Source organism: Sphingomonas lacunae, assembly GCF_012979535.1.
Lineage (GTDB): Bacteria > Pseudomonadota > Alphaproteobacteria > Sphingomonadales > Sphingomonadaceae > Sphingopyxis > Sphingopyxis lacunae.
The window spans coordinates 1,948,797-1,974,011 of record NZ_CP053015.1 but is presented as its reverse complement, the minus strand read 5'-3'; the positions used below and the strand labels follow the sequence as shown (position 1 = coordinate 1,974,011).

General features: G+C 62.4%; 23 protein-coding genes. 7 read left to right on the top strand and 16 right to left on the bottom strand.

Going from position 1 to position 25,215, the window contains the following annotated elements:
• Positions 1–18 precede the first annotated feature (18 nt).
• Positions 19–732: an META domain-containing protein gene (locus tag GV829_RS09460; protein ID WP_169946117.1), complete on the top strand. Its 714-nt coding sequence runs from the start codon at positions 19–21 to the stop codon at positions 730–732.
• A gap of 9 nt (positions 733–741) precedes the next feature.
• Here the strand turns inward: GV829_RS09460 and GV829_RS09455 are convergent, their stop codons facing one another.
• The 4 genes from GV829_RS09455 to recR all read right to left on the bottom strand — a co-directional run bounded on the left by GV829_RS09455 (position 742) and on the right by recR (position 4,291).
• The gene (locus GV829_RS09455) at positions 742–2,133 is read right to left on the bottom strand and encodes a DNA recombination protein RmuC (protein ID WP_169946115.1); all 1,392 of its coding nucleotides are present in this window, start codon (positions 2,131–2,133) and stop codon (positions 742–744) included.
• 268 nt (positions 2,134–2,401) lie between these two features.
• Positions 2,402–2,935, bottom strand: a complete 534-nt coding sequence (gene def / locus GV829_RS09450) for a peptide deformylase (protein ID WP_169946113.1) — start codon at positions 2,933–2,935, stop codon at positions 2,402–2,404.
• Positions 2,936–2,981: 46 nt separating this feature from the next.
• A complete protein-coding gene (locus tag GV829_RS09445) occupies positions 2,982–3,683 on the bottom strand; it encodes a hypothetical protein (RefSeq protein ID WP_169946112.1) in 702 nt (233 codons plus the stop codon).
• 11 nt (positions 3,684–3,694) lie between these two features.
• Positions 3,695–4,291: a recombination mediator RecR gene (gene recR / locus GV829_RS09440; RefSeq protein WP_169946110.1), complete on the bottom strand. Its 597-nt coding sequence runs from the start codon at positions 4,289–4,291 to the stop codon at positions 3,695–3,697.
• An 89-nt stretch (positions 4,292–4,380) separates the two neighbouring features.
• On the opposite strand from recR, the gene fmt reads away from it, so the two are divergent.
• Both fmt and truA read left to right on the top strand, forming a co-directional pair.
• Positions 4,381–5,301 carry a methionyl-tRNA formyltransferase gene (fmt, locus tag GV829_RS09435; RefSeq protein WP_169946108.1) on the top strand — a complete coding sequence of 307 codons (921 nt, stop codon included), beginning with the start codon at positions 4,381–4,383 and terminating at the stop codon, positions 5,299–5,301.
• Positions 5,301–6,038: a tRNA pseudouridine(38-40) synthase TruA gene (gene truA, locus GV829_RS09430; RefSeq protein WP_169946105.1), complete on the top strand. Its 738-nt coding sequence runs from the start codon at positions 5,301–5,303 to the stop codon at positions 6,036–6,038. Before fmt ends, truA begins: the two co-directional genes overlap by 1 nt.
• Here the strand turns inward: truA and GV829_RS09425 are convergent.
• From GV829_RS09425 to GV829_RS09370, 12 genes are all read right to left on the bottom strand, one after another.
• Positions 6,035–7,930 carry an XrtA/PEP-CTERM system amidotransferase gene (locus tag GV829_RS09425; protein ID WP_169946103.1) on the bottom strand — a complete coding sequence of 632 codons (1,896 nt, stop codon included), beginning with the start codon at positions 7,928–7,930 and terminating at the stop codon, positions 6,035–6,037. The two genes, truA and GV829_RS09425, sit on opposite strands and share 4 nt — an antisense overlap.
• An 18-nt stretch (positions 7,931–7,948) precedes the next feature.
• A complete protein-coding gene (xrtA, locus tag GV829_RS09420; protein ID WP_169946101.1) occupies positions 7,949–9,457 on the bottom strand; it encodes an exosortase A in 1,509 nt (502 codons plus the stop codon).
• Positions 9,454–10,662, bottom strand: coding sequence for a TIGR03087 family PEP-CTERM/XrtA system glycosyltransferase (locus GV829_RS09415; protein ID WP_169946099.1), 1,209 nt, complete (start codon positions 10,660–10,662; stop codon positions 9,454–9,456). Before GV829_RS09415 ends, xrtA begins: the two co-directional genes overlap by 4 nt.
• Before the next feature lie 15 nt (positions 10,663–10,677).
• Positions 10,678–11,850, bottom strand: coding sequence for a GNAT family N-acetyltransferase (locus tag GV829_RS09410; protein ID WP_246202810.1), 1,173 nt, complete (start codon positions 11,848–11,850; stop codon positions 10,678–10,680).
• Positions 11,847–12,743, bottom strand: a complete 897-nt coding sequence (locus GV829_RS09405; protein WP_169946097.1) for an XrtA system polysaccharide deacetylase — start codon at positions 12,741–12,743, stop codon at positions 11,847–11,849. The genes GV829_RS09410 and GV829_RS09405 overlap by 4 nt, the downstream gene beginning before the upstream one ends.
• 12 nt (positions 12,744–12,755) lie before the next feature.
• Positions 12,756–13,973, bottom strand: a complete 1,218-nt coding sequence (locus GV829_RS09400) for an XrtA/PEP-CTERM system-associated ATPase (RefSeq protein WP_169946095.1) — start codon at positions 13,971–13,973, stop codon at positions 12,756–12,758.
• Between the two features lie 45 nt (positions 13,974–14,018).
• Positions 14,019–15,767 carry a hypothetical protein gene (locus GV829_RS09395; RefSeq protein WP_169946093.1) on the bottom strand — a complete coding sequence of 583 codons (1,749 nt, stop codon included), beginning with the start codon at positions 15,765–15,767 and terminating at the stop codon, positions 14,019–14,021.
• Positions 15,768–15,769: 2 nt separating this feature from the next.
• Positions 15,770–16,903, bottom strand: coding sequence for a P-loop NTPase family protein (locus tag GV829_RS09390; RefSeq protein ID WP_169946091.1), 1,134 nt, complete (start codon positions 16,901–16,903; stop codon positions 15,770–15,772).
• 28 nt (positions 16,904–16,931) lie between these two features.
• Positions 16,932–18,473, bottom strand: coding sequence for a GNVR domain-containing protein (locus GV829_RS09385; protein WP_169946089.1), 1,542 nt, complete (start codon positions 18,471–18,473; stop codon positions 16,932–16,934).
• A gap of 53 nt (positions 18,474–18,526) precedes the next feature.
• Positions 18,527–19,162 carry an XrtA/PEP-CTERM system exopolysaccharide export protein gene (locus tag GV829_RS09380; RefSeq protein ID WP_425505451.1) on the bottom strand — a complete coding sequence of 212 codons (636 nt, stop codon included), beginning with the start codon at positions 19,160–19,162 and terminating at the stop codon, positions 18,527–18,529.
• A 164-nt stretch (positions 19,163–19,326) separates the two neighbouring features.
• Positions 19,327–20,616 carry a pyridoxal-dependent decarboxylase, exosortase A system-associated gene (locus GV829_RS09375; protein WP_169946085.1) on the bottom strand — a complete coding sequence of 430 codons (1,290 nt, stop codon included), beginning with the start codon at positions 20,614–20,616 and terminating at the stop codon, positions 19,327–19,329.
• On the bottom strand, positions 20,613–22,169 hold the full coding sequence (locus tag GV829_RS09370) for an acyl-CoA ligase (AMP-forming), exosortase A system-associated (protein ID WP_169946083.1): 1,557 nt from the start codon (positions 22,167–22,169) through the stop codon (positions 20,613–20,615). The genes GV829_RS09375 and GV829_RS09370 overlap by 4 nt, the downstream gene beginning before the upstream one ends.
• Positions 22,170–22,217: 48 nt before the next feature.
• On the opposite strand from GV829_RS09370, the gene GV829_RS09365 reads away from it, so the two are divergent.
• The 4 genes from GV829_RS09365 (at position 22,218) to GV829_RS09350 (ending at position 25,102) form a co-directional block, all read left to right on the top strand.
• Positions 22,218–23,264, top strand: coding sequence for a GNAT family N-acetyltransferase (locus GV829_RS09365; protein WP_169946081.1), 1,047 nt, complete (start codon positions 22,218–22,220; stop codon positions 23,262–23,264).
• A gap of 43 nt (positions 23,265–23,307) precedes the next feature.
• Positions 23,308–23,580 (top strand): acyl carrier protein, encoded by a 273-nt coding sequence (locus tag GV829_RS09360; protein ID WP_169946079.1) that lies wholly within the window; start codon positions 23,308–23,310, stop codon positions 23,578–23,580.
• A 113-nt stretch (positions 23,581–23,693) separates the two neighbouring features.
• Positions 23,694–24,257 carry a hypothetical protein gene (locus GV829_RS09355; protein WP_246202809.1) on the top strand — a complete coding sequence of 188 codons (564 nt, stop codon included), beginning with the start codon at positions 23,694–23,696 and terminating at the stop codon, positions 24,255–24,257.
• Positions 24,242–25,102, top strand: a complete 861-nt coding sequence (locus GV829_RS09350) for a hydrolase 1, exosortase A system-associated (RefSeq protein ID WP_169946077.1) — start codon at positions 24,242–24,244, stop codon at positions 25,100–25,102. Before GV829_RS09355 ends, GV829_RS09350 begins: the two co-directional genes overlap by 16 nt.
• Positions 25,103–25,215 lie beyond the last annotated feature (113 nt).

The following is a 25,215-nucleotide window of genomic DNA, read 5'->3' as shown; positions in this document are numbered from 1 at the left end:
CCCGCTAGGTTTGCCGCCATGAACAAAGCTCTCACCCTCCTTACCGCATCCACCGCCCTCGCGCTCGCCGCCTGTGCACCGTTGACGCCCGCACCCGATGCCCCGGTGCCTCCTGCTGGCACCAGCGCGTGGCTGGCATTGGGTACCGAGCCCTTCTGGGCACTCGAAATCACGCCGGCGCGGATCAATTACCGCCCCGCCGAAGGTCGCCCGGTGATCGTTGCCAATCCCGGTGCCCGGCCGAGCCTCAACGGCGAACGTTATGTCACGCGCCAGATCAGCGTCGACATTACGCATAGCCCCTGCAACGACGGCATGAGCGACCGTCGCTATGCCGATACGGTGATGGTGGAAGTGAATGGCCGCACCCTGCGCGGATGCGGAGGGCCGGTCCTGCCGCCAGCCTCGCTCGACAGGACCAACTGGCGGATCGTCTCGATCAACGGGCGCGATATGGTCGGCGACCGTCCGGCGACACTCCGCTTTGCCAACGGCACGGTCAGCGGCACCGCCGGGTGCAACCAGATCTCCGGCAATTTCCTCAGCGATGGCAACCGGCTCACCGTCAGCCAGGCGGTATCGACCCGCATGGCCTGTGATGGCCCGGTCATGCTTCAGGAAAGCGCCCTGCTCGCGCTGTTCCGTCAGTCGATGAGCATCCGTTTCGCCGCCGATGGCCGCATGATCCTCAGCGCGGGTGAGAGCAACGCGGTACTCGAACGGGTCATCTGACCCGGCGCGCTATTCCGCCGCCTCATCGTTCGCACTGGCGGTAGGCAACAGCTTGCTCTGCTGCCGGATCGCCGTTTCGATCACCGGCGGCGCATCAATCGCCTTTTGGGCCGTATCAATGTCGAGCGCCTCAAACCGTCGCGCCTGTGTCAACACCTGCGATTCAAAGCTGCCGACAAAGCTGTTGTAAGCGGTGACCGCCGTATCGAGATTCTTGCCGAGCTTGCCGATGTGTCCGCCCATCGTCGCCATGCGGGCGTAGAGATCCTTGCCAAGCGCGGCGATATCGCGCGCTTGGTCGGCCATGCGCTCCTGCCGCCACACCGCAGCGACTGTCCGCGCGATGGCGATCAAATTGGTCGGCGTCGCCAGCAATACCCGCTTTTCAAAGGCAAAGTCCCACAGCGTCGCATCGGTTTCGAGCGCGGCGGCCAGGAAATGCTCGCCCGGAATGAACAGGATCACATAGTCAGGCGCGGCCTCAAACTGTGACCAATAGGCCTTGTTGCCGAGACTGTTGATATGCGCCTTCACCGAGGCCGCATGGGCGGCAAGCCCCGCACTGCGGCTCAGCTCATCCTCGGCGTTGAACGCGTCCTGATAGGCGTTCAATGAGACCTTCGCGTCAATGACGAGGCTCTGCCCGCCCGGCACGCGAATGATGACATCGGGGCGCAACCGCCCGCCATCCTCAATGCCCACACTGACCTCGGTCTGGAAATCGGCATATTCCGACAGGCCACAGCTTTCGAGGACATTGCGCAACTGTTGCTCACCCCAGCGGCCCCGCGCCTTGGGCGCATTGCGCAGCGAATTGGACAGGCGCGCCGCCTCGGCCTTCACGCCCTCGTTTGACAGGCGGAGTGATTCCATCAGGCCATGCAAGTTGCCGAACGCCGCCTGCCGCTCCTTCTCGACTGCCGACACTGCCTCTTCATAGCGGGCCAGCCGCTCGTTGACCGGCTGCAGCAGTTGCGAAAGTTTGTGGCTCGCCTGCGTCTCTGACGCCTTGAACCGTTCGCCCGCCTGTTCAAGGAACTGCGCCTGCGCCCGGTCAAGCAACTTCGCCGCCACCTCCTGAAACTGGGCAGACAGGGCGTCACGCGCCTCGGTCAGGACTGCCACTTGCGCGGCATGAGCAGCCAGATCGGCCTCGCGCTGTGTTTTCAGGCTGACGAGTTCAAGTGCATGCGCCTCCCGCTCCCGGTCCGCCGCTTCCAGATCAACCGCTGCCTTGCGGAAATTGGCAAGATGCTGGTCGCGCTCGGCAGTCAGCGTCGCCACTTGTGCGCTCAGCCCCGCCGTCGCAGCACCCGCCTTTTGCTGCCCCAGCAGCCAACCAATAAAAGCACCCAGCGCGAGGCCGACCAACAGGCCGGCAAAGATCGAAACAGCATCCATGTCTGCGAACATAGCCGGAACGACTGCCACTGGGAAGGGGGCAGCGGCCAATTGCGGCTTCCCCGGCAAAGCAAATGTTGCCCCCGGCTCGACCGGGGGCCCATGGTCAAGACTGACAGCCTGTGCCGCCGATCGCGCCCGCCAACATCGTCATCGTGAGCCGCCGAAAACCGTGCGCCAAATGCTATCGTTGGGCCATGGCTCCCCGATCAAGTCGGGGGCGACATGATGGTTACAGGAAGAATGGCAGTCGGAGGGACGCCGAACCTTACCCCGCCCGGCGCATCTTGCTAAGCTTCTTGAGCACCATGTCGCGCTTCAGCTTGCTGAGATGGTCGATGAACAAGATGCCCTCTAGGTGATCCATCTCATGCTGGATACAGGTCGCCATCAGCCCGGTCATCCGCTCGCGGTGCGGATTGCCGTCCTCATCCTGCCAATCGACAGTGATTTCCGCAGGGCGGATCACATCGGCAAACTGCTCGGGCACCGACAGACAGCCCTCGGAATAGGCGTTCATTTCCTCCGAAGGATCAGAAAACACCGGATTGATGAAGGTGCGCGGCGTGCGCAGGATGCGCTTGCCTTCCTCATCCTCGGGGTCCGGTTCCTGCAGGTCGATGACGAGGATGCGCTGCGGCACGCCGACCTGAATGGCGGCGAGGCCGATGCCGGGGGCATCATACATCGTCTCATACATGTCGGCGATCAGCGTCTTGAGCGCGTCGTCAAACACCTCGACCGGCTTGGAAATCTGCCGCAAGCGGGCGTCGGGTGTCTCAAGGATAGGAAGAATGGCCATGCCGCGCGAGGTAGGTTTGTGCGGGGGAGAGGTCAAGGGGTTGAGACTAGGAACCCATAGGTTGCTCTACACCAACCTCTTTGAGAAATATTCTTCCCATCGCTGAGATCCGCAAACCACCCTTAAATCGACCCTTCTTCGGATCAAACTCTGGGAGCTGGCCTCTTTTTAAGCTCCCAAAATTCATGGAAATGAGACCAAGTGTGAGCAATCGCTCTTGCCCAAAATCGAAAAGGTGATTGCGCTCAATTTCATCGTTTTCCGATTGCATGTGAATTGGCATCGGACGGTCAATCTTATCCCACGCATCCCGAGCATGGCCCGTATAAGATTGACCAAACGCAATTAGTATTGAAAGTTCGTCGTCATCAATTTCATCCAATATTTTTAGAAGCCGCTTTCTCCTGATTATATTAGAATCTTCTGATGAAATTCCCGAAATTACTAGGGATACTATATATTTAATTCTCTGATTAGAAGTTGAAGATGCTGCCGAGTATGCACCAGATTCAATCAAGTCAATTCGCTCCGGATCTTCCGAAATTAGCTTCTGCATCGAATCTTCTAACAAATTTATCTTTTCATCAAGCATTCTCACGTATTCAACAATTCGATCTTGCCTCTGACGAGGGACGCTAACACTAATAATCTCTCCTAGGACACCTCCTACGAAAGGCACCAGGCTGACAGCACTTCGCCCTACCGCCACAATATAGTCTCTAGTGTTTGTATTTAGATCGTCATCCATCCCTGAATACCTCACCCCACAGGCCGCCGCGCCCTCAGCGCCTGCGCCAATGTCCCCTCGTCGAGATAGTCCAATTCCCCGCCCACCGGCAGGCCATGCGCCAGTTGCGTCAGCCGCACCGGCAAGCCTTCGAGCCGGTCGGTGATGTAATGGGCGGTCGTCTGCCCTTCGAGCGTCGCGTTCATCGCCAACACCACCTCGTCCACGCCGCCAGCCGCCACCCGGCGCACCAGCGGTTCGATGGCGAGGTCTTCGGGCCGCACGCCGTCGAGTGCTGACAATTTGCCGCCGAGCACATGATATTTGCCGGGAAACAGGCGCGATCGGTCGAGCGCCCACAGGTCGGCCACTTCCTCGACAACGCAGATGGAGCGCGCGTCGCGGCGCGGATCGGCGCAGATGCCGCACGGGTCCGACGTGTCGACATTGCCGCAAGTCTGGCACGTCACCAGCGTTTCATGCACCGCCGTCAGCGCGGTCAGCAGCGGGGCAAAGGCCGTCTCCCGCCGCTTGATCAAATGCAGCACCGCCCGCCGCGCACTGCGCGGGCCAAGGCCGGGGAGGCGGGCGAGTTGCTGGACAAGGGCTTCGATCGCGGGGGATGCCATGGCCCGAAGGGATAGGGGGCGACGGTGCACGGTGCAAGGGGTGCGCTCTCCCCTTCCCTTCACACGCCCCCTCCCCTAAAGGCGCATGCATGCGGATCATCTTCATGGGAACGCCCGATTTTGCGGTGCCGACGCTGGATGCCCTCGTCGCGGCAGGGCACGATGTCGTCGCGGTGTACAGCCAGCCGCCACGCCCGGCGCATCGCGGCAAAAAGGAAACACCCTCCCCCGTCCACGCCCGCGCCGCCGCGCTGGGCCTGCCAGTACTGACCCCCACCAGCCTGCGTAACGCACAGGCACAGGCTGAGTTCGCTGCGCACGACGCCGATGTCGCGGTCGTCGCCGCCTATGGCCTGATCCTGCCCCAGGCCATCCTCGACGCGCCCCGCCACGGCTGCCTCAACGTCCACGGCTCGCTGCTCCCCCGCTGGCGCGGTGCCGCCCCGGTGCAGCGCGCCATCCTCGCGGGTGATGCCGAGACCGGTGTGGGCATCATGCAGATGGAGGCCGGACTCGATACCGGCCCGGTCCGGTTAGAAGGTCGCACGCCCATCGCGGGCAAGACCGCCGGCGAACTGACCACCGAACTCGCCCAGCTCGGCGCCCGCCTGATGGTCGATGTTCTCGCCGACCTCGACAGCCACCCCGCAGTGGCCCAGCCCGAAGACGGCATCACCTACGCCGCCAAGATCAGCAAGGATGAGGCGCGGCTCGACTGGAACCTCTCCGCCGTGCAGGTCGAACGCAGCGTGCGCGCGTTCAACCCCATGCCGGGCGCATGGTTCGAAATGGGAGGCGAACGCTTCAAGCTGCTCGCCGCCGACGTGGTCCCGCCCGCCGAGGCCCCGGTGGGCATGGCCCCCGGCACCATCCTCGACGATAGCCTCACCATCGCTTGCAACCCCGGGGCAATTCGCCCGACGTTGATCCAGCGCGCCGGCCGCGGCGCGATGGGCGTGGCGGAGCTGCTGCGCGGATTCAGCATCGCGCCCGGCACCCGGCTCGATTGATGCCACGCTATCGCCTCACGCTCGAATGGGATGGGCGCCCCTTCATGGGCTGGCAGCGCCAATCGCACGGTCCCAGTGTGCAACAGGCGCTTGAGGAAGCCATTGCCAAGATCACCGGCGAACAGATCACCGCCACCGCCGCCGGGCGCACCGACGCAGGGGTCCACGCCCGCGCCATGCCGGCCCATTTCGACTGTGAAAAGGCGCTCGATCCCTTCCGCATGCAGGAAGCGATCAACGCCGTCATCCGTCCGCACCCGGTCGCCGTCCTCAACTGTGTGCTGGTCGATGAGGATTGGCACGCCCGCTTTTCCTGCACCGGCCGCGTCTATGACTATCTGATCATCAACCGCCGCCCGCCGTTGACGCTTGAGAGCGGCCTCGCTTGGCGGGTAGTGCCTGATCTGGACGCCAACGCCATGCATGATGCCGCCCAGCGCCTCGTCGGCCGGCATGATTTCACCACCTTCCGTTCGGTCCACTGCCAGTCGGCCAGCCCGGAAAAGACGCTCAACCGGCTCGATGTTACCCGCACGGCAGACCGCATCGTCATCCGCGCCGAGGCCCGCTCTTTCCTCCACCATCAGGTGCGCTCGATGGTCGGATGCCTGATGCTGGTCGGGCGCGGGCAATGGTCCGCTGATGACATGAGTGCCGCCCTCGAAGCACGGGACCGGGCGGCATTGGGCCAGAACGCACCGCCCGACGGCCTCTATTTCACTGGTGCCCGCTATTAAATCCCGAACAACCGCTGCAAACTCTTCTCCAGCATGAAGAACTGCCAGATTGGCCGGCCATATTCGCTGCGGCCAGATTGGTGCGCGCTGACCATCTGTCCGATCGCCGCCATGTCGAACCAGCCGGTGCGCGCCAGTGTCGGGCTCGCCGCCAGCGCCCGCGCCTCGGCGGCAAGCGGTCCACGGAACCAGGCGCTGATCGGAGTCACGAACCCCATCTTGGGCCGATAGAGTATGTCACGCGGCAGATAGCGCTCCATCGCCTTCTTCATCAGCCATTTGCCGGTGCCACCGCGAACCCGCATATGCGCCGGCAGCGTAGCGGCAAATTCGACGAGATGATGGTCAAGCAATGGCTCGCGCGCCTCGAGGCTCACCGCCATGCTCATACGGTCAACCTTGGTCAGGATGTCGCCGGTCATGGCGATCTTCATGTCGGCATATTGCGCCCGGTCGAGCGCCTCCGCCGCCGGCGCATCGCGCATCGTCCTCCACCAGCGCTCCTCGGCAACATGATCGCCCAACATCGCCCTCGCCGCATCGGTGTAGAGCCCGCCCCGCATCTCGGGGCCCATGATACCGACGCCCAGCGCATAGGCTTCCTCACCTGACCGTGCCAGACCGGCCAGCGTTGCCTTGGCGCGCAAGGGTCGGGGCGCCCAATCCATCTTGGGCCACACCCGCGCCAACGGCCCGATCACTGATCGGCGCAGCGAGGCCGGCAGGAACCGGCGCGCCCGCTCTTCCTGATGCTGGAACACCATGCGCCGGTACCCGGCAAAGGCCTCGTCAGCGCCGTCACCGGAGAGGGCAACCGTTACCTCCTCACGCGCCAACTGGCTTACCCGATAGGTCGGCAAGGCCGACGCATCGGCAAAAGGCTCATCGCAATGGAACGCCACAAGATCAGCAAGCCCGAAATCATCCGCAGCGACAATCCGCATCCGATGATCGGTGGCATAGCGCCGCGCGATCACATCCGCATAGCTGGTCTCGTCCAGCGACTGGTCATCAAATCCGATCGAGCAACTGTTGACCGCGCTGCTGCTCGCCTCGGCCATCAGCGCGACAACCGCGCTGCTGTCGACGCCGCCAGAGAGGAAAGCACCAAGCGGCACATCGGCGACCATCCGGCTGCGCACCGCAGCGCGCAAAAGCTGGACGAGATGCTCCTCGGCCTCCGCTTCCTTCACCTTGATCCGGCGGGAGAAATCGAGATCCCACCACTGCACGGGATGAGGGACAGGCCGTCCCCTGCGGATATGCAGAAAATGCCCGGCGGCCAGCTTTTGCACGCCGGCAACAATGCAGGCATCATCAGGGACATAGCCAAAGGCCATATAGTCTTCGACCGCCCGAAAATCAGCCTGCACCCTGAGGTGCGGCAAGACCAGCAAGCCCTTGAGCTCGCTCGCAAAGGCAATCGTTCCGTCAGGCAAAGTCGCGTAAAACAGTGGCTTGACGCCGAACCGGTCGCGTACGAGCAGCAGCGATTGGTCAGCCGCATCGAACAGGGCAAAGGCGAACATGCCCTCCAGCCGCGACAGGCAGCCGCTGCCCCACTGCGCATAGCTGGCGAGGATCACTTCGGTGTCACCCTCGGTACGAAACTGATGGCCAAGCGCCGCCAACTCGCGCCGCAATTCGGCAAAGTTGTAGATCTCGCCGTTGAACACGATGCTCAACCGCCCGTCGGGCGAATGCATTGGCTGTGGTGATCCGGCGACGTCGATGATGGAGAGGCGCAAATGACCCAGCACAACGCCCGGCGCCTGCCACACGCCGTCGCCATCCGGCCCGCGATGACGCATCGGCGCCAACATCGAAGCGACCCTCGCCGGGTCAATCGGGCGGGGTTGTTCGGGATGATAAAGACCGGCGATGCCGCACATGATTGAGTCCCTCGCCGCTCAACGTTGCGCCGTCAAGCGCGCGACCATGGTTTCCAGGCCGCCCGAATCGCCGACAAAGCGCGCGATACGGTCTTGCGCGCCATCCCCGGTTGCCGGTTGTGCCGACAGTACAAGGGCATAGGCCCTTTCATCGCCACCAGTGAGCCGCGCCTTGAGCGTCAACCATTTCACCTTGGCAGGGCGCGATGTCACAGTCCCGTCGATCATATAGACGGTCAACGTGTCGCGAACCTGTGTGCCCGCAACCATGCGCACCGCCTGGCCAGAGCCAATTGCCGGCAGATTCCGACCCCACCGCCAGTCACTGTCCGGATCGAGTGCACCTTGCCCGAAACCCACAAGCTCCCGTCCCTCTCCCTGACGGACAAAGCCGGCCATGCACCGGTCAACCACCGGTCCATCTGGGCTCCGCGCAAAGCGTCGGCATGAAAGCATGTCTGCGCCGTCAAACCGGGGACGCCAATCTGTCGCCTCACCCTCTACCAACTGCCAACCCGGCGGTCCCAAATCGACAGCCATCACCGGCAGCGGCTGCGCACGCGCCGCGCTGATCCGGTCAACAGCCAGCGGCGCCAGCACCAACACCAACGCAACGGGCGCCAGCACGGCCAGCCCATGATCTTTACCCGGCCAGAAACCGGCCAGACGCCGCCCATCAATCATTACATCTTCCGGGTCGCGATCGAACCAGGGATAGGCTGCCCAGCCGATCAGGGCGATCACAATGCCAAAGAAAAACCATCCATATATGACGTGATCAGCACTGGCGGCAAAATCAGTCCCCCAATATTCGGCGATCAAAATGGTCGAGAAGGCCCGCACGCCGTTGGCCAGTATGGGAACGATCATCGCAAAGGCCAGGAACAGCAGCCGACGCCACATCGTCTTGAAACAAAGATGCGCCGCCAGCACCGCCAGCGCAGCCATCGCCACCAGGAATTTCACCCCGGAACAGGCTTCGGCCACAGCAAAATAGCCGTAGGGAGTCGTAATGAAAATGCCGTCGATATAGGCCGGAATGCCGAACAGGCGGAGCATCGCCATCGCCATGTCGGCGGTCAGCATCTGCATTGGTGGCACCAGTTCCTCGCCAAAGGGGATCAGGAAGAAACTGTATCCAAGCGGAAACAGAAGGCCTCGCGTAACCTGCGGACCCAACAGGGCAGGCACGGTGCCCTGGACCATGACGACCAGGCCGATCTGGCGCAACATGGCAACGCTGGCGGCATCACCGACTATCCAGACCATGCTCCCACCTGCCATCCAAAGCAGTCCGGGAGTCCATGCGCGCGGGGTCAACAAGGCCAGCTCATGCCGCCGCAACCATATCAACCAGCCGATCACCGGCAGGAGCAAAATACAATGATTGAACGTCGAACTGTTGAGCCAGAGGCTCACCAGATGGATGACATCGCGGTGGAACGCAGCCAGCAAGACCATCCAGGCGAGGATCAGCACCCGCAGGTGCGACCACCATCCCCGGCCCGTCTCCAACGCCACGTTCACGCCGCCGCTCCGGCGATAATCCTACTGAGCGGCGCCAGGGTGGCGTCCCAGCCATAGCGCGCTTCCATACGCGTCCGCGCTGCCTGCCCCATGGCCAACGCGGCAGCAGGATCCTCAACAATGGCGATAATGTCGTCGGCCATCTCCCGGGCGGTGGCGGCAACCCGCAATTCCCGGCCCGGCATCGCGTCAATGCCTTCGGCAGCCGCTGGGGACGATACCACAGGGCGTCCCATGGCCATGGCTTCCAGCAACTTGTTCTGCACGCCGCGAGCCACGGCCAGGGGCGCCACCACCACATCGGCGGCCGCTAGCCAGGGACGTGTATCAGGCACCTCGCCGGTCACAATCACCCGCAGCTGCCCGGCGAGCGCCCTCACCTCTGGTGTCGGCGCCCGGCCGACAATGGCAAAGCGCGCATCGGGATGCCGCACAGCAATCAGCGGCAGTGTGTCGCGAACAAATCCGCTGACCGCCTCGATGTTGGGCCGATAGTCCATCTGCCCTGTGAAAACGATCAATGGCCCTTCGCCATCCGCCGGGGAGTCAACACAACCCGGTCGGAAATGGTCGAGATCAATCCCGTTCTCGATCGCGCGAACCCGGCTACAGTCCATCCCGCTCCTTTGGCGGAACAATGCAGCCTCAGCTTCGCTGACGAACAGGGACAGGTTGGCGCGGTGTGCCACCATCCGCTCCCAGGCCGCCAGTCGCCATCCTTCATAGGCATGGATATAGCGCATGGGAGACAAAGCCCCGTCATCCCGCGCATAGGCGCTGAACTTTGCTGAATCGACATCAACGAAATCCATCACGAATGTGCCGGAAAAACGGGCCGGAACAAATTGTGCCATCTGGCATGAGAATGCGAACACATGACTGATCGGCCGGGTCGAAAGGATCAGGTCCACATGCTCCGCCATGGTCGCGCTGCCAAACAGGCCCAGCGAAAGTGGCTGGAGCCGAGGGAGCGTGCGGATGGCGGCTCCCGCTCGCGAAGCCGTGCGGACTTCGACATGGCTGGTGCGGCACAACCGGTCTAGCACCGGTTGAGCGGTTGCCCGATCCTCCTCATGGTCGGCAAACGCTGCCACATGGACTGTTGCCATTGATGCCAGCGCGCGCAGCACATGCCAGGAGCGAATGCGGTCACCGCGATCCGGTGGCCAGGGCGCCCGATGCGCCAGAAACAAAATCTCCCCCACGCAGTCTTCCCGCCCTCAACCCAGTTGGCGTGCGATAATCGGTCCCAGCCGATTGGCCAACCACAGCGGCAACTTCTTCCAAATCGCCACCATCTGGGCATAGCGCGGACTCTGGGCGCTGACATCGCGCACAGCCTCGGCGTCGGCCTGCCATTTGGCATAGCGCAGGGGCTGCGCTTCAAAACCCCAGTTGTGTTTATACGCTGCAGGACCACTTCCGGCTTTCGATCGGCCAAAGTCGAAATGAGTCATGCCTCGCCGGCGGGCATGGTCCATCAGCTCGAAATACATGCGCTCATTCGCCCGAAGCGATCGAGCCGCAACTATGCCGCCACCCCAATAGGGCATGACCGTTCCCCGCCAATAGAGCGAAAGCACCGAACTGATCGGTCGCCCATGCTTGAACACGGTGAGCGTATCAGCATCATCGCCAAAGGCATCCAGCACTGCACTGAACAGGCGGCGCGGGAAGACTGGCGTGCCCAGATTGCGGACGCTTTCGGCATAGATATCATAGTGCACCCGGCGCGGCACTTCGCTCGACCCGACAGCAGCACTCAGGCCGATCAGGTCAAGCGACTTCCGGACCTCCGCGCGCTGTTTGCGCGGAATGTCGAGCAGCATATCTTGTCGCTCCGAACCATCATCCGCCCTAAGAAAAGCAAAGTCGGTCGCCAGGCTCTTGCGAACTTCTGCGCGGTGGCGCTTGGGCATTGCCGCCAGCTGTTCATCCCTGGTGCCGGCAAGTGGTTTGACATAGCGGACATTGGTGGTGTCATCGACCGCCCAACCGTGCGGCACCGGTCCGCCTCGCAATTCAATGCTGCGCACCTTCAACCGGCCGGCCAAGGCAATGGCCGCTTCCGCCAGGCTTTCAACCACATTGTCGTCATCAGCCAGTATGCCGCCCTGGACGGCAAAGGCGGTTGACACCAGCCCGTCTCCGAACAGCCAGGAACGGACGTGGTGCAACGGAAGATAGCCTTTGATTTCCCCGTTTGCGCCACGGATAACCAGCGGATGATAGGGGTGGCCAGTCGCCCGCTCAACAGCGCGGCACCAAGTCGGTGTTTGAAACACCGTCGCATCTGCGCGCTGCTCAATAAAGACATTGATGTCCTCATCGCTCGGGCTCGGGTCAACGCTGATCATCGGCATGGGTGGCATAAGGCTGCTCAGCGCGTTCATGCCGCCAGGCTCCGGCCCGCCTCGCTGGATGTCACTGGCCTAAGCCGGTCCACAATCCGGTCGATCCGGTCCCAGCGGAATTCCCGCAACAATCGTTCCAGCTTGCCCTCCATCGCGCCCAGTCGGCTGTAATGCCTCAGCTTGGAACGCATCGGTGCATTGGCCACACGCGGCTGGCCGGGGTCAATCTCCCACGGATGGAAATACAGCACCGCAGGCTGGCCCAGCCCATTGACCTGCCGGACAGCCCAGCGACTGAATCCATAGGGCAACAGTCGGAAAAAGCCACCGCCGCCCGCTGCCAGCGTGCGGCCGCCAATCCGCCCCGTGGTCACCGGCAATTCGATCAGGGGCGCATGATCCAGCGGCTTCCAGGCAAAGCGGGGGCTATCGGGCCAACCATAATGGTCATGCACGACGGGCGCCACGCTCGAAGAATAGCGATACCCCGCATCGGCCAGCACCTCGTGCGCCCAGGGTGTGCGCGTGTCGACCGAAAAGCTGGGCGCGCGATAGCCGTTGACCGCAACTCCACCAGCATCTTCCAGCAGCTTGCGGGTCCGGGCAAGGTCGGCGGCAAATTCGGCGGCATCCATCATGAACACGCGCTTGTGGTCGTAACCATGGCTCGCCAGTTCATGCCCCGCGTCGACAATCTTGCGGATCAGTCGCGGCGCACGCTCTGCCACCCAGCCCAGCGTGAAGAATGTACCTTTCACCCCGGCTCGCTCGAACAGCGCAAGCACTGCCTCGCTGTTGGCTTCGACACGACGTTCCAGACTGTCCCAGTCGTCGCGTGCGATGCAATGCTCGAACGCGCCGACCTGGAACCAGTCCTCAATGTCAACTGACAGGCCGTTGATGACGGGAGGATTGCTCTCGTCTCTGATCATGGCTGGCTCCGCTCAGGCCGCACGGCCGCGGGCTGCCGTCGCTGATGGCTCCTCGCCCTGTTCGACCCAGTCGATCAAAAGGCCAAGGATCCGTCGGATAGCGGCATCCTGTTCATCGCACCTCTGTTCAAGAGCCGCGATCTGCTGTTTGAGCTGCTCGGTCTGTTCGGTCAGGGCCGCGATCTTCTGCTTCTTACCTTCCTCACCCGACACGCCCATTGGCGACGGCGCAGGGGAGGAAGCGGCAAAGCCGGGCGCGGGATGCGCGGACGATACTGGCACAGGCGCAGGCGCGACCACAGGCTGCGGTTCCATCCGCGGCGCCAGTTCAGGCGCGACCGCCGGACCGCTCGCAAAAGCGGGAGCGGAAGCAGGAGCCGGGGCCGGGGCAAAACCAGTGACCGGCTCACTCAATTCCTCACGGCTCAGACCCATGTCGTCAACAACCGCACGGACATCGTCGCCATCAAGCATATGCCGCTCTTCAACCGCGCCATGCAGCAGCAAGCGGTTGACGATGCTGTTGACGCGACGCGGAATGCCGGCGCTGGCCCGCCACAATTCGTCATAGACGCCGGGCGCGAAAACGGGGTTCTCTCGCCAGCCGACCAGGCTGAGGCGGTGGATCAGATACGGCTCGATTTCCTCAGGCAGCATTGCCTCAAGATGGTGCGTGGCGATCACCCGCTGGCGCAACTGCTCCAGCTGCGGCGAAGCGAGCGTCGCGCGAAACTCAGGCTGGGCCAACAGGAATATCTGCAACAGCGAGGTTTCGCCCAACTGAAAGTTGGACAGCATCCGCAATTCCTCGAGGGCGCTGAAGTCGAGATTCTGTGCCTCGTCAACGATCAAAAGCGTCCGCCGCCCTGCCCGCGCTTCCTCGTGCAGGAAAGTCTCGATCGCCGCCAACGCGTCCGATTTCGCCGGGCTCGCGGCCGCGATGCCAAAGGCATCACAGACCAGCCGCAACAGGTCGGCATCGGCCACCTGTGTCGAGACCAGCCGCGCTGCCGTCAACCGCGACGGGTCGATCGACTTCATGACATGGCCGACCAACGTCGTCTTGCCCGACCCCACCTCGCCGGTGATGACAATGAAACCCTCACCCTGCGCCAGACCATAGCCCAGATAGGACATGGCGGTGCGATGCGTCGCACTTTCAAACCAAAAGCGCGGATCGGGCGTCAGCTGGAACGGTCGAGCCGTAAAGCCATAGAAACTGTCGTACATGTCGCTGTCTTACCCCATTTTACCTTTGGACCCACCCCTTCCAGTTCAGAAGGAATAGCGCATCCCGAGCAACGCCGATCCAAAGATACGCGCATTGAAGCCTTCCTGACGGAGGGCATTGAAAGAAACCGCAGCATTGCCGGTCAGGCGCGGCAGGAAATTGTGCGAAATCGCCGCAGAGCCACCGGACGAATAGGAATCTATGCCCAGTCCGCTGTCGAAATAGGTGCTGAACAGATTCGCGCCAAAGGCAGTCCGCTCGCTGATCGACCGTGAGGCGCTGAGTGTCGCATACCAGGTTTCGTCGGCCGACCCGTCAAGCGCGCCGACGCCGACCAGACCATTGGCGATATAGGTCCTGCGGTCATAGCCCAGCGCCGCACCGATTTGCCACTGGCCGAGCCTGCTGGAGCTGGAAAGCACAGCGCCCCGGTTCCGGAAGGCAAAGCCCGACGCATTGGCCAGCGCCGGCGTCAGGCAATTGCCACCCGACGCGCCAAAGGCACAGCCACCGATCGATCCGTCAACCTGGTTGCGCACCAGGTCGAAACTGGTCGGCAATGCCGCCAATCCTGAACTGAGCGAGCGGCCAAGGGTGCTGACACTGTCGTAAATGCCCAGCTGATAACCGGTGTCCTGCGTCGCTTGCCATGTCCAGCTGCCGGTATAGCTCATATCGCCATAGCGCCGGCCGACCCGCGCTTCGAGAGCCATGCGCCTGCTTGGCCGCCACAACACTCCCGCATCATAGATCAGGCCATCGGTTTCAAAGGCGATCTGCCGCGGACGGGTGGGATCGGAAACCAGCCGTCCATCACCATCCACCACCGGCTGCCCGGTGCCATTCAGCAACGGCTGGGCATAGCTGACCTGAATATCCTCATAACCCACGCCGGCAAGCAAGGCGAAGGTCGGCGTCACCGGCAACGTCAGGTCGAGCCGGCCATGATAGCCCTCATAACGCTGATCGAGCTGGCCTGCCTCATCACGGTCATAGCCACCCGAAAGCCGCCAGCCGAACGGCAATGCGCCAGGACGCATGCCAATGCTGGCAATCGCGGCATGATTGGTCGATTCGTCGAAGCTGCCAATGCTGGTGGCCCCTGCCGGCAATGTCGGGCGAACGCGTATGTCCGACCGGGAATAGCCAAAGCGATAGGCGGCACCGACGTCTATATCACCGATCCGGCGGCCAAAGGTGGGGCCGGCATAGACCGAATAGAGATTGGCGACATTGCTGACATTGCCGGTGTTGAAATCAGCCGTGCCGGCACGCCCATCAACCGACGCGCGGGTTGCCAGCGCGCCACCTTCGATCGCCAGCCCTTGCATCAAGTCATAACGCGCACGGGCAATCCCGGAAATCACGTCATTGTCGAGCAGCGGGTCGTCCCAGGAAATGCGCCGCTCATAGCGGGCGTCGACGGCGGCCTGCATCCGCCGGGTCGATACCGAAGCCTCAATTCCCGCCGCAACAGTCGAATAGGTCAGAACATCGCCACCATTGGTGAACTCACCGGTGACGACTTGGCCTACCTCGATATAGGGGGTAACGCGCACACGCGGACGGCTCGGGCCGCGTTGGTCACGCCCACGCGGAGAGGACAGTGCCTCGTCCTGATCGCGCACCTCGACCCCGGCCAGCTCATCCTCGCCGGGCACCTGATCGAAGCGCAAGGGCGTCGTCGGCACCCGACCGCCGTCGCTGACCGTTTGCGCTGCCAGTGGCTGCGCGGCGATCAGGGCGATAAGGGAAACGCCAAGCGCATTCATCACAGTGGAATGACGGGGCATGATCAGCCTCCTTCTCCATAATAGCTGCCGAACCGGCGCCCTTCGGGAGTGAAGCGCACTCGATTGAGCAACAGGGAAATACCGTTGTGCTGGCCAATCAGGCCAATGGCATCGCGAAGCGCCGCCTCACGCGTGACATCGGCACGCACCACGACCAGCACCTGTCCGCAACGCTGAGCCACCACCCCGGTCGACGAGGCGGCGAGCAGCGGCATTGAATCGAACAGGATGATGCGATCAGGCGCAGCGGCATCGAGCTGGTCAAGTACGTCGGCCATACGCGACGAGCTGAGCAATTCTGTTTCATGGTCATTGGCATTGCCGGACGGCAAAATCGCCAGTCTCGGAATGTCGGTCGGTATGACGCAGCTGGCAAGGTCGATGGACGGATCCGCAAGTGCATCGAGCAAGCCTCGTCCCGGTGTGATGCCCAGCTTCTTGGGGACATCCTGACGGGCAAAGTCACCGTCCACCAACAGCACCGAAACATCCTTTTCGGCTGCAAGTGACAGGGCGAGGTTGATTGTCGAAAATGTCTTGCCTTCGTCAGGCTGCGCCGACGTCACGACAACCCGGCGGCCATGCTGCAAGGTCGTGCTGGCACGCAACAGCTGGCGCTTGATGATGCGATATTCCTCGGCCAGGGCACCGACATTGCCTTCGGGATGGATCAGGCCGTTGGCGGCGATCACAGCCCGATCTACCGACTGTTGCGGTGCCGAAGGCACCAGTCGATGCCTCGTCGCTGGCAGATGCGCTCCACGGGCCACAGCCCCGGCAATCGGAGCCGGCACGGGTGCGGCATCGGCGAAATGGTCGGTCACTGCGGGCACCGCGGCCCCGGCGAGTGACGGCGGGACATCCGCGGTGGACACGGCGCGGGCACGGGCGGCCTTGCGACGGCCAGGATTGACCAGGGCTTCATTGCTGGCTGGCACTGGCGCAGGCGGTGGCATGACAGCCGCACGGGCGGCCTCCTCAGCCGTCGGCTCCCGCCGAACCGGGGATGCGTCAACGATCGGGCCTTCCGCAACCTTGTCCGGGCTGACCCGGCGGAGCTGCCCGCCAAAGTCGAACCGCTTGTCGGCGCGCTCCAGCATCGAACCCTTGCGCTTGATCGGCTTCATATCGGTCATCTAAGTCTCTTTCCCGCTCTCTCGCCGATCAACCCACCGACCCGCGCTGGATCAATTCCACCGCAAGAAGGATCACGCACAACAGGGCCAGACCGCTTCCGGCCGCGGCAAATCGCTTGAGCCGCATGGCGCGCGCATCGCGCAGCGCATCGGTCAACTGTTCGGTCACCGAACCGATCACCGGCAGGCCACTGGCGCGGGCCAGTCGCGCAGCCGTCGGGTAGGTGGTCTGCACCTGGCTCAGGGCAAAAGCGGTCGCCATCCCCCCGACAAGGCCGGCAAACAGAACCGCCACCAGCAATAGCGGTTTGTTCGGGGCGGCCGGGCTGGTCGGGCGACTCGGCGCATCGAGGATTTCGATTCGTACGGCATCGGCGGTGCTTTCGGCGGCACCACGCAATCGCAATTGCTCGCGACGGGCCCCCAAACGATCATATTGATCCTTGAGCACAGTATAGTCGCGGTTCAGACGCTCATATTCGGCGGCAATGGCCGGTTCCTGGGTGCGGCTGGCCATGATCCGGGCCACTTCAGCAGCCAGCTGGGCCCGCCGCGTATCAAGCGCAGAAACCTGGGCCTGCGCCTGGGCACGTTGGCTCTGGGCAGTCACATAGGCCGGATTGGGAGAGGTGGAACCGGCTGTTCCGCCGCTGGGTTCACGGGCCGCCTGGGCACGCAATGCTGCGATCTGGGAATTGAGGGCAATGACATCCGGATGGGCGGATGTCAGTCCACGGGCCCGCATCGCTGACAATTCGGCTTGTGCGGCAGCAAGCTGCTGGCGGGCCACGCCACCGCCGACACTCGGCATGCCCGGCACGCTGATGGTAGGCGGCGTCGAAGCCAGCATGGCGTTGGCCGCTGCCAGCTGGCTGCGGGCGCCGGCAAGCTGGCTTTCCAGCTGCGACATCTCCATCCGCGAAGCCTCCATGCGGCTGCTCGCCGATCCGGCGCCAGGCAATAGACCGAAATTGCGCGATTCAAACCCGGCGCGGGCCGATTCGGCCTGAGTCAGTTTTGTCTGTATTTCCGCCAATTGCCGGTCGATGAAGCGGATGCTCTGCTCGGCATTGGCCGCGCCACCGCGAATCTGTTCATCGCGGAAAACGGAAATCATGCTTTCGACCACGCGGGTCACCAGTGCGGCATTTTCAGCATTGCTGCGTCCGCCACCGCCCAGGGATACAGTCACCTCGACGATATTGTCAGGCGTTGCAGTGATCTTGGTCGCCTTTTGCAGCGTTGCTGCGGCGCTTGCCCGGGCACGCTCATCGGCTCCACGGTCAATCATGCCGCTGACCACAGCCACCTGCGCCAGATTACGGGCAGAGGCAAACGACTGGCGCAGCTGGTCGAACCGCCGCTGTTGATCGAGCGGGTTACTTGTCGCGTCAGGCACCACTTCATTGAGGTCAACCAGCACCTTGGCCCGCGATTCGTAGGAATTGGGGATCAGTGCAATCACCAACCAACCGAGCAGACAAAGGCCCCAGGCGACCGCCATGGCCAGCCAGCGGCGCTGCCAAATGCCGTGCAATACGACTTTGAATTCATCAAGTAACGACGTCATCTGGCCTGGTCCTGCTCCGTTCGGTCAATTGTGATTATGGTTTTCCGCACCGGTCAGAAGGCGCTTTCAGGGATGATGATGACGTCGCCGGGTTGCAGCCGGACGTTTGCGCTGGTGTCACCGCGCCGGATCAGGTCATTGATCCGCAGGGCAAATTCCTGTTGCCGTCCGGTTGCGCGATTGGTGCGCACCAAGCGGGCCCTGTTTCCGGCGGCATATTCACCAAGTCCACCGACTGCGATCATTGCGTCCAGCAGGCTCATATTGGCGCGAAACGGGATCGACGCCGGGCGCTCGGTCGCGCCGATCACGCGGACCTGCTGTGAATAGGTGCCGTTGAATTCGTTGACGATAACGCTGACGATCGGATCGTTGATGTATCGAGACAATTGCAGGCGAATGTCCTGTGCCAGCATCGTCGGCGTCTTGCCTACCGCCGGCATGTCAGCGATCAGCGGGGTGGAAATGCGCCCGTCGGGACGCACCTGAACCTTGCCGCCGAGTTCCGGGTTGCGCCAGACAAAGATGGTCAGCTCGTCAAGCGGGCCGATGACATATTCCTCACCGGGCCCTTCCTGCGCCGCGACGAAGGTCGCGGGAGGCAATTCGGGCCCGCCGCCGATTCCTGCGCCACACCCGCTCAAAACCATGGCAGCAACGCTGACACTAGCGGTCGAGACATTGCGCAAAGCTTTGTAATTCATGCCAATTCATCCTTCATCATGGCGCAATCAGGCCGCAAGGGCGCAATTGTGCAGCACCATAGGTGACAGCGAAGGGTGAATATTATGTTAGGATTGAAATTTTTCGGCAGAAAATAGCTGATTTCATAGGGTTACAAGTCCGAACAGGATCAATTGCCCGCTCTAGCTTGCCCTCTACCCGCCACCAGCATTTCCAGCGCCGCCGGATGCCCCAGAAACGCCGCCGGGCTCGCGCTCGCGCCATAGGCCCCGGCCATGAAAACCGCTACCAGATCACCCACCTCGCCCCGCGGCAACAGCACCTGATCACCAAGCCGATCGAGCGGCGTGCACAAACAGCCGACGACATGCTGCACCTCGGTTGCCTCCGCAGCAAACCGGTTGGCTATGGCGATCGGGTAATTGCGTCGGATCACAGTCCCGAAATTGCCCGATGCCGCCAGCTGGTGGTGCAGTCCGCCATCGGTCACAAGAAAAACTTCGCCATGACTGACCTTGCGATCAACTATCCTGCACAGATAGACGCCACAGTCCGCCACCAGATAGCGGCCCAGCTCCATCGCGAACCGCGACGATGCCAGACTGTCAGGCCGAGACGCCAGGACATTGGCCAACTCGCTGCCCACATGATCAATATCGACCGGCATATCGCCAGGGAAATATGTGACACCCAGTCCGCCGCCCAAATTCACCAGCGGTGGCGCCGCGCCAATCGCATCCGAAAGGTTGGCTGCCAAAGCGACAGTCGCTGCCTGTGTCTCGGCAATCGCCGCCGCATCCAGCGCCTGGCTCCCAGCAAAAATGTGAAAACCGCGCCAGTCTGCACCCGCGGTGATCAGTTCCCGGACCAGAGCAGGCACCTCGCTGTCATCAACACCAAAAGGCTTGGCCCCGCCGCCCATCCGCATTCCCGAGCCTTTGAGGTCAAAGGTCGGATTGACCCTAACAGCCAGCTTGGGTGTGAGCCCGAACTGCTCGGCTATCTTCAAGGCGCGCCGACCCTCGGCAGCACTTTCGAGATTGAGCGTTGCCCCGGCCCGGATTGCTTCCGTCAGCTCACGGTCACGCTTGCCTGGACCGGCAAAGCTGATCTCATTGGCAGGCATTCCGGCAACAATCGCCTTGGTAAGTTCGCCTCCTGATGCAACATCGAAACCATCGACAAGCGGTTGCATGGCCGCCAGCAAATCTGGATGGCTGTTGGCCTTGATGGCGAAGTGGATTGCCAACTCCGGCGGCATGGCCGCGCGCAGTGCGGCAATCCGGGCGGCAGCTATCGACAGGTCGTAGACAAACAGAGGAGTGTCACCAGCCTCGTGTACCAACACATCGACACGTTGCCCGCCGATCAACAGGCAGCCATCCTTATCTGCGCCAAAATACGCGGGAATCGGGCCATGCAGTTTAGGCTTGAGGTCGGTGCGCAGCGCTTCGCTCATGCCGCTGCCTCCAATGCTGAATTGGCTTCAGCCGCGATAGCCACGCGATCTAACTTGCCATTGGGATTGCGCGGCATATCGGTCCTGACAATGATGTGACGCGGCTGCATGAAATTGGGCAGATCCGCGCGCAATCTGGCACGTAGTGCGGCCTCGAACGTTTCGGGATCAGGGCCACCTGAAGCTGATGGCCGCACGACAATGGCAATGGCATGTCCCAGCGCCGGGTCAGGAATACCCAAAGCGACAGCTTCTGCGGCAAGGCCGGTCGACTGAACGGCCTCTTCCAGCTCGGTGGGGCTGATGCGGTTGCCGCTGGACTTTATCATTTCATCATCGCGCCCGACAAAGGTGATGAAGCCGTCCGCATCGACGCGCGCCTTGTCGCCTGACCAGACTGCGATACCACCAAAGTGGCTATGCGGCGGCGCCGGCTTGAAGCGAAGCGCTGTCCGCTCGGCATCCTGCCAATATCCCTGCGCCACCAACGGACCGCAGTGCACCAACTCTCCTGGCTCGTCGGGATCCGTCGGCGACCCATCAGCCCGCACGATCAGAATCTCAGCATGGGGAATGGCTTTGCCAACCGAATCCGGGCGCTCATTTATTAGCGCCGGGTCGAGATATGTCGAACGAAACGCTTCGGTCAGGCCATACATGGCAAATATCCGCGTTGTCGGGAAAATGGCTCCGAGCCGCTGGACTAGGTGCCGGGTCAATGCGCCTCCACTGTTGGTAAGTCGACGCATCCGTTGTGTGACCTCCAAAGGCCAATCAATTTCGATCAATTGCACCCACAGCGGCGGCACACCTGCCAATGTGGTAATGGCAAAACGATCAGCGGCCCGCACGACTTCCCCGGGCATCAGATAGTCAAGCGGTGCGACGCTGGCACCCGCATACCAAGAAGACAGCAACTGGTTCTGCCCGTAGTCAAAACTCAGCGGCAGAACACCCAACACCCGGTCATCGGTCGTGAGGCCGAGATAAGCAGCAACACTTTCTGCACCCAGCCACATATTTCTGCTTGAAAGCATCACACCCTTCGGACGTCCGGTCGACCCCGACGTATAGAGAATGGCGGCCAATTCTTCCGGGTCGCGACTTGAAGGAGACAATTCTTGACCGTCCGCTTCGGCCTGAGCGGCGAGTTGGGTATCATCAGCAATCGCACAGCCATCCGGTATGTCGCCCTCCACAAGCGAAGCACCCCGTGCGGCATTGGTGATCAATATCCGGCTACCGGAATCTGACAATATGTGGGCAAGCTGAGCACGTTTGAGTACCGGATTAACCGGCACATGGACCAGTCCGGCGCGCACCGCCGCAAGTGGCATCATGCAAGCCAGCCAGCTTTTGCCCAGCCATGTGGCCACCCGGTCCCCGGGTTGCATCCCCATGCCAACCAGAATGGCAGCGAGACGGCCGACCCTTCGGTCCATCTCACCATGTGTGATCGTCATCGCCTTGAACAACAAGGCCGGCGCATCCCGGTCACCCCTGAGCGCCAGATGGTCGAGCGGCTGCGAACGCTTGGTTAAATCATCGGTCATATAAAGGGCCGGACACCATCAGGATCAAGACATGAGTTGGAGCACCTTATGACGGCAGAGAGTGAATATCATTCTAACTTTGCCGAAGCCCGGAAAATCGCGGCCGGCGGGCTGGATCGCCCCAGTGCTGACGCGGTTGGCCAGCATCATTTGTTCGACCGGCTCGACTGGTTCGAATCGCTGCACGATGCTGTGTTCCTGAATACAAAGCCGTTGATTGCCCATGCCCGACTAGGTGACGCAAACCTTTGGCTGATGCTGATGACTGAAGGCCATACCGCATTGTCGATGGCCTATTGGTACAGCTTTGCGTGGCGCCCCGTCTGGACAGGCAATCCGGACGACGCAACGAAACTGGCACTGGCGACCCACTTGCTGAGCGGTCTGCGTCGTCGCGTCTCCACAGTCGCACTCTCGCCCGTTCCGGTCGAGGATAATAGCGCATCCATCTTGCAAAAAGCGATGCGTCAGGCCGGCTGGATCGTTAAGAGCGAAGCCACGAGCCACAATCACTGGCTGGAGACCGCTAGCCGTGCCTTTGCCGATTGGTGGGCTGAACGGCCCGGTGCTCTGCGGTCCACAGTGAAGCGCAAGGGGAGCAAGGGACTTGTTGCCCTCGAAATCCACTCGAATTTCGACGACAAGCTGTGGGACGAATTTGAGGCTGTGTACCGGGAAAGCTGGAAGCCACCTGAAAGCCACCCTGATTTCCTGCGCCACTGGGCCAGACGGGAGGGGCAGGCCGGTACATTGCGGCTCGCCATCGCGCGCATCGAAGGCACCGCCGTGGCTGCGCAATTCTGGTCGGTGGATGATGGCGTCGCCTATATCCACAAACTGAGCCACATCAGCGGCAGGGACGCACTATCACCCGGCACGTTGCTGACCCACGCCCTGTTCGCCAAAGCATTTGACGAGGACAAGGTAACTCGGATTGATTTCGGTACCGGCGATGATGGGTACAAGCGTGACTGGATGGAGCATAGCGCGCCGCTGATGACTATCACGGCTTGGGACCCGTTGCAGCCAACGGCATGGCCCGCAATGGTGAAAACCTACGCATCGCGGCTTGCGGCCCGCGTCCGGTCGCGCTAGCGGGCAGGTCCTGAGTTTTGTGCATTTGAATTTCCGCGGGGGCATGATGTCTGACGGTGCAGCCGAAGTTGAAGCTACTGTCCGGTCGACCTTGGTCGATTTGCTCGGCATTGCGCCGGAACGGGCAGCTACTTTTAACGAGAACACTCCGCTTTTTGGTGCCTTGCCCGAACTGGATTCCATGGCAGTGGCGACTCTGCTCACCGAGTTGGAAGACCGTCTCGGCATAACTATCGACGATGATGAGGTCGATGTCGAAATGTTCGAGACCTTTGGCGCCTTGGTCCGCTTCGCCAGCGGAAAGGCGCTGAACTGAGCGTCCGGCAGCTCCTGCGGTTCGGAGCTGGTGCGGCCGGTCATCCCTCCGTCCTGATCGTACCCCCACTGTTTGACGAGGCCAACCGCCTGCGCCGCACGCTTGCGCTGACCATGCGAGCCTTGGCAATGCATGGCACAGCCTCTGTGTTGCCCGATCTACCCGGACAGAATGACACCCTTTTGCCAACCGATAAGTCAAGCCTGTCGGGCTGGCGTGCAGCCTTGCAGGAATTTGCCGCTCGCGAGAGCGGTCAGTTGATCGTCGCCAGTTGGCGCGGCGGAGCACTGATTGACGATGCGGTGACGAATGCCCTGGGCTATTGGCGAATGGCGCCTGCTGCTGGTTCCAGCATCGTCAAGACGATGCTGCGGACGCGCATCGCCGGGGAAAAGGAGGCGGGGAGGACAGTCACCGCAGACGAAATCCGGGCGAGTGCGACCGCTCGCCCTGTCGAGCTGGCCGGCAATTGGCTGAGCGCCGCCATGCTGGCCGAGCTGGAGGCGGCGACCCCCGCTGATGTCGCGCCGCTGCGACAAGTTGCGGTGGGTGCCGGAGAGGGCAAGCTGCCGGGTAGTGCGCTTTGGCTGCGGGCCGAGCCAGGCGAGGATGCGGCGATGGCGCAGGCGATGGCGGCCGATATTCATGCGTGGGCGATGACATGCGCCGCTGGCTGAGTTTCGATGTCGAAGGCGCGGAGTGCGCGGCGACGCTGGACGAGGCGGGCGGCGCAACCGGGCTGTTGATCGTTTCGGGTGGGAATGAGATTCGCTGTGGCGCGCACCGGGGGATGGCGCGGCTGGCCGCCATGGTGGCCGAGGCGGGCCATCCGGTGTTGCGGTTTGACCGGCGCGGGATTGGCGACAGCGAGGGGGAGAATGGCGGATTTGAGAGCAGCGCGGCGGATATTGCGGCGGCGATTGCGCTGTTCCGGCGGGAGTGCCCGCAGCTGACCAAAATCGTCGGATTTGGCAATTGCGATGCGGCGTCGGCGCTGGTCCTGCACCACCGGGTTGGTGGGGTGGATGCGATGATTTTGGGTAATCCCTGGACGATTGAAGTAGAGGGCGAGGTAGAGCGACCCGGAGCCTCTACCGGAAAAGAAAATGCTGTATATTCAGATAGTTACGAAACCACCCCTCTACCCCCCGCCGCGGCTATTCGCGCGCGGTATTGGGCGAAGCTGAAGGACCCGCGCGAGTGGCTGCGGCTGCTGCGTGGCGGGGTGGATCTGCGCAAGCTGGCGAAGGGGCTGGGCGCTGCGGGCAAGAGCGCCCCACCCTCCGGCCTCGCCGCGCGGCTGGCGGCAGCCGGCGCGGCGATCGACGTGCCGATGACCGTGCTGATCGCGACGCGCGACGGCACCGCACAGGCCTTCATGGCGGAATGGACCCGCCCCCACTTCAAGGCGATGCGGGCCAAGGCGCGGATCGAGAGCTGTGACACGGGATCGCACAGCTTTGCCGATGCGGCGAGCCGGGACTGGCTCGAGGCGCGGGTGCTGGAGGCCTTGCGGGGTTAGCCGCTTCGGTCGGCGCCACCCACCCTCACCCAGCTTCGCCTAGTTCGCTTTGCTCTCAAGTCTTCGCATCCCTCTCCCGCCTGCGGGAGAGGAAAAAGGTCTGGCCTTGCGGG

Bases quoted from the DNA above. Each gene is read 5' to 3' on its own strand.
- GV829_RS09460 (WP_169946117.1), top strand. From the start codon at position 19: ATGAACAAAGCTCTCACCCTCCTTACCGCATCCACCGCCCTCGCGCTC.
- GV829_RS09455 (WP_169946115.1), bottom strand. From the start codon at position 2,133: ATGGATGCTGTTTCGATCTTTGCCGGCCTGTTGGTCGGCCTCGCGCTG.
- def (WP_169946113.1), bottom strand. From the start codon at position 2,935: ATGGCCATTCTTCCTATCCTTGAGACACCCGACGCCCGCTTGCGGCAG.
- GV829_RS09445 (WP_169946112.1), bottom strand. From the start codon at position 3,683: ATGGATGACGATCTAAATACAAACACTAGAGACTATATTGTGGCGGTA.
- recR (WP_169946110.1), bottom strand. From the start codon at position 4,291: ATGGCATCCCCCGCGATCGAAGCCCTTGTCCAGCAACTCGCCCGCCTC.
- fmt (WP_169946108.1), top strand. From the start codon at position 4,381: ATGCGGATCATCTTCATGGGAACGCCCGATTTTGCGGTGCCGACGCTG.
- truA (WP_169946105.1), top strand. From the start codon at position 5,301: ATGCCACGCTATCGCCTCACGCTCGAATGGGATGGGCGCCCCTTCATG.
- GV829_RS09425 (WP_169946103.1), bottom strand. From the start codon at position 7,930: ATGTGCGGCATCGCCGGTCTTTATCATCCCGAACAACCCCGCCCGATT.
- GV829_RS09410 (WP_246202810.1), bottom strand. From the start codon at position 11,850: ATGAACGCGCTGAGCAGCCTTATGCCACCCATGCCGATGATCAGCGTT.
- GV829_RS09405 (WP_169946097.1), bottom strand. From the start codon at position 12,743: ATGATCAGAGACGAGAGCAATCCTCCCGTCATCAACGGCCTGTCAGTT.
- GV829_RS09400 (WP_169946095.1), bottom strand. From the start codon at position 13,973: ATGTACGACAGTTTCTATGGCTTTACGGCTCGACCGTTCCAGCTGACG.
- GV829_RS09395 (WP_169946093.1), bottom strand. From the start codon at position 15,767: ATGCCCCGTCATTCCACTGTGATGAATGCGCTTGGCGTTTCCCTTATC.
- GV829_RS09390 (WP_169946091.1), bottom strand. From the start codon at position 16,903: ATGACCGATATGAAGCCGATCAAGCGCAAGGGTTCGATGCTGGAGCGC.
- GV829_RS09385 (WP_169946089.1), bottom strand. From the start codon at position 18,473: ATGACGTCGTTACTTGATGAATTCAAAGTCGTATTGCACGGCATTTGG.
- GV829_RS09375 (WP_169946085.1), bottom strand. From the start codon at position 20,616: ATGAGCGAAGCGCTGCGCACCGACCTCAAGCCTAAACTGCATGGCCCG.
- GV829_RS09370 (WP_169946083.1), bottom strand. From the start codon at position 22,169: ATGACCGATGATTTAACCAAGCGTTCGCAGCCGCTCGACCATCTGGCG.
- GV829_RS09365 (WP_169946081.1), top strand. From the start codon at position 22,218: ATGACGGCAGAGAGTGAATATCATTCTAACTTTGCCGAAGCCCGGAAA.
- GV829_RS09360 (WP_169946079.1), top strand. From the start codon at position 23,308: ATGATGTCTGACGGTGCAGCCGAAGTTGAAGCTACTGTCCGGTCGACC.
- GV829_RS09355 (WP_246202809.1), top strand. From the start codon at position 23,694: ATGCGAGCCTTGGCAATGCATGGCACAGCCTCTGTGTTGCCCGATCTA.
- GV829_RS09350 (WP_169946077.1), top strand. From the start codon at position 24,242: ATGCGCCGCTGGCTGAGTTTCGATGTCGAAGGCGCGGAGTGCGCGGCG.